The 11,062-nt window shown below is 71.5% G+C and carries 10 protein-coding genes and 1 tRNA gene; 5 read left to right on the forward strand and 6 right to left on the reverse strand.

The window, feature by feature from the left end; translation table 11 throughout:
- Positions 1-182: ATP-binding protein (locus tag CK505_RS15515; protein ID WP_176475381.1), on the forward strand; the 182-nt coding region annotated here is incomplete at its 5' end.
- 209 nt (positions 183-391) lie between these two features.
- The gene (locus CK505_RS15520; protein WP_017834308.1) at positions 392-868 is read left to right on the forward strand and encodes a VOC family protein; all 477 of its coding nucleotides are present in this window, start codon (positions 392-394) and stop codon (positions 866-868) included.
- Between the two features lie 461 nt (positions 869-1,329).
- Here CK505_RS15520 and CK505_RS15525 read toward each other — a convergent pair.
- Both CK505_RS15525 and glgA read right to left on the reverse strand, forming a co-directional pair.
- Positions 1,330-1,415: transfer RNA gene (locus tag CK505_RS15525), tRNA-Leu, on the reverse strand.
- A gap of 445 nt (positions 1,416-1,860) precedes the next feature.
- Positions 1,861-3,054 carry a glycogen synthase gene (gene glgA, locus CK505_RS15530; protein WP_095651638.1) on the reverse strand — a complete coding sequence of 398 codons (1,194 nt, stop codon included), beginning with the start codon at positions 3,052-3,054 and terminating at the stop codon, positions 1,861-1,863.
- A gap of 212 nt (positions 3,055-3,266) precedes the next feature.
- Here glgA and glgC point away from each other — a divergent pair, with 212 nt between their 5' ends.
- Positions 3,267-4,511 carry a glucose-1-phosphate adenylyltransferase gene (gene glgC, locus CK505_RS15535; RefSeq protein WP_017834311.1) on the forward strand — a complete coding sequence of 415 codons (1,245 nt, stop codon included), beginning with the start codon at positions 3,267-3,269 and terminating at the stop codon, positions 4,509-4,511.
- A 59-nt stretch (positions 4,512-4,570) separates the two neighbouring features.
- On the opposite strand, the gene CK505_RS15540 is transcribed toward glgC, so the two are convergent.
- From CK505_RS15540 to CK505_RS15550, 3 genes are read right to left on the reverse strand one after another with little or no spacing between them, the layout of a single operon-like run.
- Positions 4,571-5,425, reverse strand: coding sequence for a transglutaminase family protein (locus CK505_RS15540; protein ID WP_017834312.1), 855 nt, complete (start codon positions 5,423-5,425; stop codon positions 4,571-4,573).
- A complete protein-coding gene (locus CK505_RS15545; RefSeq protein ID WP_017834313.1) occupies positions 5,422-6,348 on the reverse strand; it encodes an alpha-E domain-containing protein in 927 nt (308 codons plus the stop codon). The genes CK505_RS15540 and CK505_RS15545 overlap by 4 nt, the downstream gene beginning before the upstream one ends.
- Positions 6,342-7,973, reverse strand: a complete 1,632-nt coding sequence (locus CK505_RS15550) for a circularly permuted type 2 ATP-grasp protein (protein ID WP_095651639.1) — start codon at positions 7,971-7,973, stop codon at positions 6,342-6,344. Before CK505_RS15550 ends, CK505_RS15545 begins: the two co-directional genes overlap by 7 nt.
- Positions 7,974-8,207: 234 nt before the next feature.
- Between CK505_RS15550 and CK505_RS15555 the strand changes: the two genes are divergently transcribed.
- Complete coding sequence (locus CK505_RS15555) at positions 8,208-9,098, forward strand: glycosyltransferase family 2 protein (RefSeq protein WP_095651640.1); 891 nt, start codon at positions 8,208-8,210, stop codon at positions 9,096-9,098.
- Positions 9,095-10,027 carry a glycosyltransferase family 2 protein gene (locus CK505_RS15560; RefSeq protein WP_095651641.1) on the forward strand — a complete coding sequence of 311 codons (933 nt, stop codon included), beginning with the start codon at positions 9,095-9,097 and terminating at the stop codon, positions 10,025-10,027. Before CK505_RS15555 ends, CK505_RS15560 begins: the two co-directional genes overlap by 4 nt.
- Before the next feature lie 18 nt (positions 10,028-10,045).
- Here the strand turns inward: CK505_RS15560 and CK505_RS15565 are convergent, their stop codons facing one another.
- Complete coding sequence (locus tag CK505_RS15565) at positions 10,046-11,056, reverse strand: UDP-glucuronic acid decarboxylase family protein (protein WP_095651642.1); 1,011 nt, start codon at positions 11,054-11,056, stop codon at positions 10,046-10,048.
- Between the last annotated feature and the right edge of the window lie 6 nt (positions 11,057-11,062).

An 11,062-nucleotide genomic window follows, 5' to 3' on the forward strand; every position in this document is an offset into this window, starting at 1 on the left:
CCTCGAACCTGCCCTTCTCGAGATGGGGCGAGGTCTTCGGGGACACCACGATCGCCGCGGCCATGATCGACCGCATCGTCCACCACGCCGAGATCATCACCACCAAGGGCACCAGCTACCGCATCCGGCACACCAGCATCGAGACCCTGCCTTCCGTCACCGAGACCGGACCGGCAAACTAGAACAACCCCGCGAGGTGCTCACTATTCGCACGGACAAACAGCTCAAACTTCGAGCGGAACCGACACCGGTGGTTTCTCGCCATGGTTCCATCTGCTCAGTATTAGTACGGCGTCGACATTCGGGCCCCCTCGAGTTTCTTCTGCACGAGGCGTCGTCATGTCTTCCCTGTACCTTCCCCAGGCCGGGCGCGGAAGCAGACAATCCCACCATGACTACTCTCACGCCCTGCCTGTGGTTCGACACCGAAGCCCAGGACGCAGCGAACTTCTATCTCACGGTGTTCCCCAACTCCCGGATCACCGACATCACCTACTACGGCGAGGCCGGGCCGCGGCCGGCCGAGATGGTGCTGACCGTGGAGTTCGAGCTCGACGGTCATCCGTTCACCGCGCTCAATGGCGGGCCCGAGTTCAGCTTCAGCGAAGCGGTGTCGTTCCAGATCGACTGCGCCGATCAGGCGGAGGTGGACCGGTACTGGGAAGCTCTCACCGCCGACGGCGGGCAGGAGAGCATGTGCGGGTGGCTCAAGGACAAGTACGGGCTGTCCTGGCAAATGGTGCCCCGCAGGCTCGTCGAGCTGCTGGCCGATCCCGATCCGGGCCGGGCGCAGCGGGTGATGGCCGCGATGTTGTCGATGCGCAAGCTCGTCATCGCCGACCTGGAGGCCGCCGCCGACCGTTCCTGAAACACGGAGGGCGCGCTGCGAACCGCCCAGCCCCCTATGGGCGAGACCGTCCCCGCTCCCGTTCGTGGCTGTCGAACCGGCTCCGGACACTGGCCACCGTCGGATCTGGAACCATCCGACCGCCTCCGTCAAAAGACTCGATGGTCAGGACGGTGGTCCGACTGCGGTGCAGGGGGTGAGCTCGCACGCCCAGCGCCCGTTGCGGCAGGCCAGGACGGCTCAGGGGGGAGCACGAGTCGGGGCGCCGGTCCTCATCGGCTCATGCGCCGCGGCAGGTGCCCATGGTCCACAGGTTGCCGCCGCCGTCGCGGATCGTGAACTGGGGGGAGCCGTGGTCGGTGTCCGTCAGCGGCTCGAGGACCTTCACCCGACCCCCCGCACACAGAAAAACACCCCGGACACACAAAAACACCCCGGACCACAGGTCCGGGGTGTTTCCGATGTCCTGAGACATCGCACTGTGCGCGAGGGGGGACTTGAACCCCCACCCTCTAATACGAGGACTAGCACCTCAAGCTAGCGCGTCTGCCTATTCCGCCACCCGCGCGAGTGGATCCAGGGCGAACGTGGTGCCGTTTCCGGCCGTTCCTCCTGAACGCAACAGAAAATAAGGTACCACATGCGCGGCCGCCGTTCACATCGGCCCCGCTGCCGGGAGGGCCGGTGGCGGGCTCCGGAAATTTTGATGAAAACCTCTGAGTAAGGCCGCTTCCGACTTCCACCGCGCCCCGCCATGCGGTTGAATGGAGGCTGAGCATCTCCAGGATTCTCCAGCTGACCTGGGACGATGCTCGTTCGAGGGTTGCGTTCGCGCCACCGGGGAGCCCCCCGTCCCCGCCGGTGCCAGGGACCCTCGACACGGCCGGGGACCCCCCTCACCTGTGCCGGCGGCGGCCGCCGCCGTCCCGTTCTCCCACGGGACCACGGTGGCCGCCGCCTCTCACCGTCCGGCGCCGGCGCCGCCCGCCGAGGGCATGCGGGGCCGGGGCGGCTCAGAGGACGGAGCGGTAGACCTCCAGGGTCCGCTCGGCGATGGACTCCCACGCGAAGTGCTCCTCGGCGCGGCGCCGGCCGGCGGCGCCCATCTCCCGGGCGCGCACCGGGTCGGAGACCACCTCGGTCAGCGCGGCGGCGAAGTCGGCCACGAACTTCTCGGGATCGACCGGCGTGCCGGTGCCGTCCTGGGCCTGCTCGATGGCGACCAGCCGGCCCGTCTCCCCGTCGACGACGACCTCGGGAATGCCGCCCGTGGCGGAGGCGACCACGGCGGTGCCGCAGGCCATGGCCTCGAGGTTGACGATCCCGAGCGGCTCGTACACGGACGGGCAGGCGAAGGCCGTGGCGCCGGAGAGGATCTGCACGATCTCGCGGCGCGGCAGCATCTTCTCGATGAGCACCACCCCGGACCGGGTGGCCCTCAGCTCGTCGATGAGCGCGTTGACCTCGGCCCCGAGCTCCGGGGTGTCGGCGGCGCCGGCGCACAGCACGAGCTGCACGTCCTCGGGCAGCAGAGCCGCGGCGCGCAGCAGGAACGGCACGCCCTTCTGCCGGGTGACACGGCCCACGAACGCCACGGAGGGCTTGGCCGGGTCGATGCCGTGGGACTCGAGCACGTCGGTGCCCTCGTCGCGCACCCACTGGCTCACGTCGATGCCGTTGTGCACCGTCCGGACCCGGTCGGGGTCGACGTCCGGATAGGACCGGAGGATGTCCTGGCGCATCCCGTCGGAGACGGCGATGATCGCCGCGGCGGCCTCGTAGGCGGTCTTCTCCACGAAGGAGGAGACCGCGTACCCGCCGCCGAGCTGCTCGGCCTTCCACGGGCGCAGGGGCTCGAGGGAGTGCGCGGAGAGGACGTGGGGGATGCCGTACATCAGCGACGCGAGGTGCCCGCCCATGTTGGCGTACCAGGTGTGGGAGTGCACCAGGTCCGCGCCGGCGATGTCGCCGATCATCGCGAGGTCCACCCCCAGCGTCTGGATCGCGGCGTTGGCGCCGGCCAGGTCCGCGGGCACGGGGTAGGCCTGGACCTCGACGCCGTTGACCCGGGGCTCGCGCGGAGCGCCGAAGCACCGCACCCTCAGGTCGACGAGCGGGGCCAGGACCCGCGAGAGCTCGGACACGTGGACTCCGGCGCCGCCGTAGATCTCGGGCGGGAACTCCTTGGACAAGATATCTACTCGCACGGTTCCGAGCGTACTGCAGGATCGGCACGGTGCCACGGGGAATCGCGCGCTGGGATCCGTGCGCGCCGTTCCGGGAGACACATCAGGACTCCTGTGCGAGCGGTCACTCCCCTGCGCGGCTGTTAAGACACAATGAAGGCGCCTGTCGAGTGGTTCCGCACCGCGAGGCGGAGATGTTGCGCCCGATTGCCGAAGAAGACAGAGAGGTTCCCATGCCCCACCGTAAGAAGGTTCTCGCGATCGTCCTGGCCGGAGGCGAGGGCAAGCGCCTGATGCCGCTCACCGAGGACCGCGCCAAGCCCGCGGTGCCCTTCGCGGGCGGCTACCGGCTGATCGACTTCGCGCTGTCCAACATCGTGAACTCCGGCTATCTCCAGGTCGTGGTGCTCACCCAGTACAAGTCGCACTCCCTGGACCAGCACGTCACCCAGACCTGGCGCCTGTCCGCCCAGCTGGGCAACTACGTGGTCACCGTGCCGGCCCAGCAGCGGCGCGGCAAGGAGTGGTTCCTGGGCTCCGCCAACGCCATCTTCCAGTCGATGAACCTCATCGACGACGAGAAGCCGGACATCGTGGTGGTGGTCGGCGCGGACCACGTGTACCGGATGGACTTTTCCGACATGGTGGACTTCCACGTGCGGTCCGGGGCCCGCGCCACCGTGGCGGGCGTGCGCCAGCCGATGGAGATGGTGACGTCCTTCGGCGTGATCGAGACGGACCCCGAGGACGTCACGAAGATCACCCGCTTCGTGGAGAAGCCCCAGAGCACGGCCCCCCTGCCGGACGACCCCAACGCCTTCTTCGCCTCGATGGGCAACTACGTCTTCGACACCGACGCGCTCGTCGAGGCCCTGCGGGCCGACGAGGCGAAGGAGGACACGAGCCACGACATGGGCGGGGACATCATGCCGTGGTTCGCGGACCGCGGCGAGGCCGCCGTCTACGACTTCACGAACAACGACGTCCCGGGCTCCACGGACCGGGACCGGCAGTACTGGCGCGACGTCGGCACCCTGGACTCGTACTACGACTCCCACATGGACCTGATCCGCCCGCTGCCGGTGTTCAACCTGTACAACTACGCCTGGCCGCTCTACACCAACGAGATGCAGGCCCCGCCGGCGAAGCTCGTGCGCGGCCCGAGGGGCGAGGGCGGCATCGCGACGGACTCGATCCTCTCGCGCGGCGTCCTGGTCACCGGCGGGCGCGTGACCGAGTCGGTGCTCTCCCCGAAGGTGCTGGTCAACAACGACGCCACCGTCAACCAGTCGATCCTGCTGCCCAACGTCCAGATCGGCGAGGGTGCCGTGGTGGAGCGGTGCATCCTCGACAAGAACGTGGTGGTGCCCCCGGGCGTGAAGGTCGGCGTGGACGCGGAGCAGGACCGGGCCCGCGGCCTGACCGTGACGCCCTCCGGGCTGACGGTCGCCCCGAAGAACTTCCGCTTCGAGAGCTAGGAGTCCCACCCGTCACGGCGGGGCCGCCCACCTCGGGGAGGTGGGCGGCCCCGCCGTCGTCACGCGGTCTGCGTGACCTCGACCTGGACCTGCAGCCCCGAGGTGCCGCCGCCGCCGGTGACCATGCCCTTGAGCGGGGTGACGTCGGTGTAGTCGCGGCCGCGGGCCACGGTGACGTGGAAGTCGGTGAGCCGCGTGTGGTTGGTCGGGTCGTAGGCGTACCAGCGGTCGTTCCACCACTCCACCCACGCGTGGGACTCCCCCGGCACGGTCGTACCGATGCCCGCCTCGTAGTCCGGGTGCAGGTACCCGGAGACGTAGCGGGCCGGGATCCCGATGTGCCGCATCATGCCGATGGCCACGTGCGCGAGGTCCTGGCACACGCCCTTGGCCTCCCGCCAGGCGGCCTCGGCGTCCGTGTGCACCCCGGTGACCCCCGGCACGTACTGCATGTGCGAGGCGATGCCCCGGAAGATCGCCGCGGCCGCCGCGGCCGGGTCGGCCGCCTCCTTGCGGATCTCCTCGGCGACCTTCTCCAACTCGGGGCCGAGCCGGGTGAGCGGGGTCTGGGGCACGTGGTCGGAGACCGCGTCGAGGACCTCGGGGGTCGCCAGCTCCTCCCAGCTCAGCCCGTCGGCGACCTCGTCGCCGGGCCGCCGGTGCACCTCCACCGTGGCCGAGGAGCGGACCTCCAGGTGCCGGTGCCGGCCCTGGATGTCGAAGGCCGCGACCCGGGTGCCCCAGTAGTCCCGGTAGTTGCTGACCGTGGCGGTCCCCGGGCTCAGCGTCAGCTCCGCCTCGAGCACGATCTGCTCGTCGTCCGAGAGGGGCGTCATCCGGGCCTCGTTGTAGGACTTCGAGACGTTGTCGTTGTAGTCGTAGCGGGTGACGTGGTCGATCTTGAGCCGGGTCACAGCATGCCTCCGAACCAGGACGCCTCGACGGCGTGCGAGAAGTACTTGGTGCTCACGGCCTCCGACGCCCTCGCGCACGCGGCCTGGACGTTGTTCAGGTGCTCGGGCAGCACCGCGATGAGGTCCTCCGCGTGGTGGAACTCCAGCGCCGTACGCGCCTCGCCGATGATCCGCCGGGCGTCGTCCTTGAAGCCGACCCGCTGCAGACCCGGCTCCAGGCCCACGAGGATCTCCTCCGCCGTGGTCAGCGCGTGCAGGATCGAGCGGGGGAAGAGCCGGTCCAGGAGCAGGAACTCGGTCGCGGACTCGTCGCTGAACGTGCCGTAGCGGGTGCGCAGGAAGGCCTCGTACCCGCCGGCGCAGTGCAGGATCGACACCCACGACATGCCGGAGGTGGACGTGGACCGGGTCCACAGCAGCCGGGACGTCATGTCCGCCCGCTCGATCGCCGCGCCCAGGGACAAGAACATCCAGGACTCGTCGTGGGACATGGTCATCTGGGTCTGCCCGCGCACGGTGGCCATCCGCTCGATGGTCCAGTGGCAGACGCGGAAGGTGCCGACGACGTCGCGGCGGTGCTGGCCCAGGCCGTAGTACGTGGAGTTGAGCGACTCCCACATGGCCGAGGACACGGTCTCCCGGGCGCGGCGGGCGTTCTCGCGGGCGGCGTGCAGGGAGCCCGAGATGGAGGTCAGGCAGTCCTTGTTCCACGCGAGCTCGTGGATCATCGACCGGACGCTGTAGTCGCCGTCCCCGGGCTCCACGCCCATCACCGCCATGATCCGGCGCACCTCGGCCTCCTGCTCGCCCACGGGCAGCTGGGTGATCCGCTCCAGGTGGACGTCGAGGATCCGGGCCACCCCGTCGGCCCGCTCGACGTAGCGGCCGATCCAGAACAGGGACTCGGCAATGCGGCTCAGCATGTGGGCCCCTCTCCGGTGCGGGTCGTCGCGGTGGTGCCCGCGGTGGTGGTCACGGCCTGTTGCTGCTGCTGCTGCTGGCCGTTGTCGCCCTCGTCCTGCCAGGACGCGGAGACCGGCCACGTGTGCACAGAGGAGTCGACGTCCGGGGGCGGGGCCTGGCCGGGGTCGAGGTCCTGGGTCTGCGGCTGGCCGAGCACCCAGGTGTCCTTCGAGCCGCCGCCCTGCGAGGAGTTGACGATCAGCGAGCCCTTCTGCATGGCCACCCGGGTCAGCCCGCCGGGCAGCACGTAGACCTCCTCGCCGCTGTTGACCGCGAAGGGCCGCAGGTCCACGTGCCGGGGGCTGAACTCCCCGTCCGCGAACGTGGGCACGGTGGACAGCTGCAGCACCGGCTGGGCGATCCACCCGCGCGGGTCCGCCAGCACCTTCGCCCGCAGCTCCTCGAGCTCCGCCGCGGTGGCCTGGGGGCCGATGACCAGGCCCTTGCCGCCGGACCCGTCCACGGGCTTGACGACCAGCTCGTCCAGGTGCGCGAGCACCCAGGCGCGGGCTTCGTCCTCCTCCAGCCGGTAGGTGTCCACGTTGGGCAGCACCGGCTCCTCGTCGAGGTAGTACCGGATGAGGTCGGGGACGTAGGAGTAGGTGAGCTTGTCGTCGGCCACACCGTTGCCGATCGCGTTGGCGATGGTCACGTTTCCGGCGCGGGCCGCGTTGACGAGTCCGGAGCAGCCGAGCGCGGAGTCGGAGCGGAAGTGCAGGGGGTCGACGAACTCGTCGTCGATCCGCTTGTAGATCACGTCCACGCGCTGCTCGCCGTCGGTGGTCCGCATGTAGACCTTGTCGCCGCGGACCACGAGGTCGCGGCCCTCCACGAGCTCCACCCCCATGAGCCCGGCCAGCAGGGTGTGCTCGAAGTAGGCGGAGTTGAACACGCCCGGGGTGAGGACCACCACCACGGGGTCCTCGGCGGCCTCCGGGGCCGTGGCGCGCAGCGCCTTGTAGAGGTGCCGGGGATAGGCCTCCACGGCGCGGATCGGCTGCGACATGAAGGCCTCCGGGAGGCCCTTGGTCATGGCCCGCCGGTTCTCGATGACGTAGGAGACCCCGGAGGGCACGCGCACGTTGTCCTCCAGGACCCGGAACACGCCCTGCTGGTCCCGGACCACGTCGATGCCCGCCACGTGGATCCGGACGCCGCCCGGGGGCCGGAAGCCCCACACGCTCCGGTGGAAGTGGGCGGAGGAGGTGATCAGCGCCTTCGGCACGATCCCGTCGGCCACGACCCGCTGCTCCCCGTAGACGTCGTCGAGGAAGCACTCCAGTGCCCGGACCCGCTGCTTCACGCCGCGCTCGATGACGTCCCACTCCCCGGCGGTGATCACCCGGGGCACGATGTCGAGCGGGAAGGGCCGCTCCTCACCCGCGAAGTCGAAGGTCACGCCCCGGTCGAGGAAGGAGCGGGCCATGGAGTCGGCGCGGGTGTTGACGTCGCTGAGCGAGAGGTCGTCGAGGACACCGCCGATGCGGTCGTAGCCGGGGCGGACCTGCCGGTCCGGCGTGTACATCTCGTCGTAGGCCGCCGCCACGGCCATGTCGGCGGCGTAGTTCTCGAACAGGTCGGACATGTCGGGCGATCACATGCCTTTCGGGGTCGGGGCGGGCAGTGTGTGCAGTATGGACGGGCCGTATTTCGCAGCGGTAACCCGGTGGCCGAGGCTCCTCCCGATTGTGTCACGCGCCGTGCGCCGGAGGGCCGGAGGACGTGCCCCTACGATGGGAGGGCGTGTCCGCCGTGAGGCGGGCCCGCGACCGCAACCGCGACCGCCGCCGCGGCGCGGCGGACCCGACGGAAGGACACGATGGACGCCCCGGACCCCCAGTGCCGCGTCACGGTGGTCGTGGCCACCCGCAACCGCCGGGAGGAGCTCGTGGCGCACCTGGGCCGGCACGAGGGGCCCGTCGTCGTCGTGGACAACGCCTCCACGGACGGCTCCGCCGAGGCGGTGCGCGCCGCCCACCCCCACGTGCAGGTGCTGGAGCTGCCCCGCAACGTCGGGGCCGTGGCCCGGACCGTCGGCGTCCGGCTCGCCCGCACCCCCTACGTGGCCTTCGCCGACGACGACTCGTGGTGGGCTCCCGGGGCGCTCGCCCGCGCCGCGGCCGTGTTCGACGCCCATCCCCGGCTCGGCCTGATCGCCGGGTCCATCGCCGTGGGCCCCGAGGAGCGCCCGGACCCCCTCAACGCCGTGCTCGCCGCGTCCCCGCTGGGCATCCCCACCGGGGCCCCCGGCCCGGCGCTGCTCGGCTTCGTCGCGTGCGGGGCGATCGTGCGCCGCACGGCGTTCCTCGCGGCCGGCGGCTTCGACGACGTCGTGCGCTTCCCCGGCGAGGAGGAGCGTCTCGCCCTCGACCTGTTCGACGCCGGCTGGCGGCTGTCCTACGTGCCGGAGATCCGCGCCCACCACCACCCCTCGCCGCACCGGGGCTCGGACGAGCGCCGGCAGGTCGCGCTCGTCCGCAGCCACCTGCTCACCGTGCTCCTGCGCCGGCCCTGGCGGGTCGTGGCCCACGAGCTGCGGGGGGCCCTGCGCGCCGGCCGCGCGGGGCGCCGCGGTCTGCTCCGCACCCTCCCCCGCACCCCGGCCGCGCTGCGCGCCCGGCACCGGGTGTCCCCGACCACGGAGGCCGCGCTCGCGCTGCTGCACGGCCCCGCCCCCGCCGACCCCGCCGCACCGGAGGAGAGCCCATGACCGAGACCACCCCCGCACCCCCGCCCGCGTCCGGCCCCGACGCGCGCGTGGCGGTCGTGATGATCACCCACAACCGCCGGGAGGAGGCCCTGCTGGCCCTGGCCCGGCTGCGGGAGATCCCGGAACGGCCGCACGTGGTGGTCGTCGACAACGGCTCCGGGGACGGCACCGCGGACGCGATCCGTGCGCGGCACCCCTGGGCGGAGCTCGTGGCGAGCCCCGTCAACCTCGGGGCCGTGGGCCGCAACGTCGCGCTGGAGCGCGTGGACGCACCGTTCGTGGCCTTCTGCGACGACGACACCTGGTGGGAGCCCGGGTCGCTGCGCCGGGCGGCCGACGCGCTGGAGACGCACCCGCGGCTGGGCGTGGTCACGGGCAGGATCCTCGTGGAGCCCGGGTCCCGGGAGGACGCGATCAACGCGGAGCTGCTGCACTCGCCCGTCGAGGGTCCCGCGTGGATGCCCGGCCCCGCCCTCGGCAGCTTCCTGGCGGGGGCCTCCGTGGTCCGCCGGACCGCGTTCCGCGAGGTGGGCGGGTTCAGCGAGCGGCTGTGGCTCGGCGGTGAGGAGGAGCTGCTGGCGGCGGACCTCGCGACCGCGGGGTGGGAGCTCGTGCACCTGCCCGATGTGGTGGTCCACCACCAGGCCTCCACGGTCCGGGACCCGCACCTGCGGCGCCGGCACGGACTGCGCAACACCCTGTGGTTCATCTGGCTGCGCCGCCCGCTGCGCGCGGCCCTGCGCCGGACCCGGGACGTGGTCGGCGCCGCCCCGCGGGACCGGGTCACGGCGCTGGCCCTGCTCGACGCCCTGCGCGGTGCGCCGTGGGTGCTGCGCGAGCGGCGGCCCCTGCCCGAGCGCGTCGAGCGGCGGTTCCGGGCGCTGGAGGAGTCGCAGCGCGCCAGCGCCGCGCGCCGCTACGTCAGCTGAGCGCCCGGGCCCGCGCGCTCAGCGCGACCGCACGGCGGTCTGCGGGAGGCCGGCGCCCTCCCGGAACCACTCGACGGTGCGCTCCAGCCCCTCCGGCCACGGGACCTCCGGGGCCCAGCCCAGGACCTCGGTCGCGAGCGTGGTGTCCGGGCGGCGCACCATGGGGTCGTCGACGGGACGCTCGACGAACTCGACCCCCGAGGACGTGCCGGTCGCGGCGATGACGTCGTGGGCGATCTGCAGCACGGACAGCTCGTGCGGGTTGCCGATGTTCATGGGCCCGCTGTGCCCGCTGTCGGCCAGGGCGAGGATGCCGCGGACGAGGTCGGAGACGTAGCAGACGGAGCGCGTCTGGGTGCCGTCCCCGGCCACGGTGAGGGGCTCACCGGCCAGGGCCTGGCGGATGAACGTGGGGATCGCCCGGCCGTCGAAGGGCCGCATCCGGGGCCCGAAGGTGTTGAAGATCCGCACGATGGCCGTGTCCACCCCGTGCTCGGCGCGATAGGCGACCGTCAGGGCCTCCGCGAAGCGCTTGGCCTCGTCGTAGACCCCCCGCGGGCCCACCGGGTTGACATGACCCCAGTAGCTCTCGGCCTGCGGGTGCACCTGCGGATCGCCGTACACCTCGGAGGTGGAGGCCAGCACGAACCGGGCGCCCTTGTCCTTGGCCAGGCCCAGGGCGTGGTGGGTGCCGATCGAGCCGACCTTGAGCGTGTGGATGGGCAGCTTCAGGTAGTCGATCGGGGACGCCGGGGACGCGAAGTGCAGGACGAGGTCCACGTCCCCGGGCACGTGCACGTAGTCGGTGACGTCGCACTGGACGAGCCGGAAGCCGGGGTCGCCCACGAGGTGGCCGATGTTGGCCGCGGAGCCGGTGAGGAAGTTGTCGAGGCACACCACCTCGACCTCCCGGCGGCGCAGCTCGGTGCACAGGTGGCTGCCCAGGAAGCCGGTCCCCCCGGTCACCACGGCCCGGCGGATCGGACGGGTCGCGCTCGCGGCGGTGGTCGCGTTCGTTGTGGGATTCACGGTGCT

The organism is Kocuria sp. WN036 (genome assembly GCF_002287015.1).
Classification (GTDB): Bacteria; Actinomycetota; Actinomycetes; order Actinomycetales; family Micrococcaceae; genus Kocuria; species Kocuria rosea.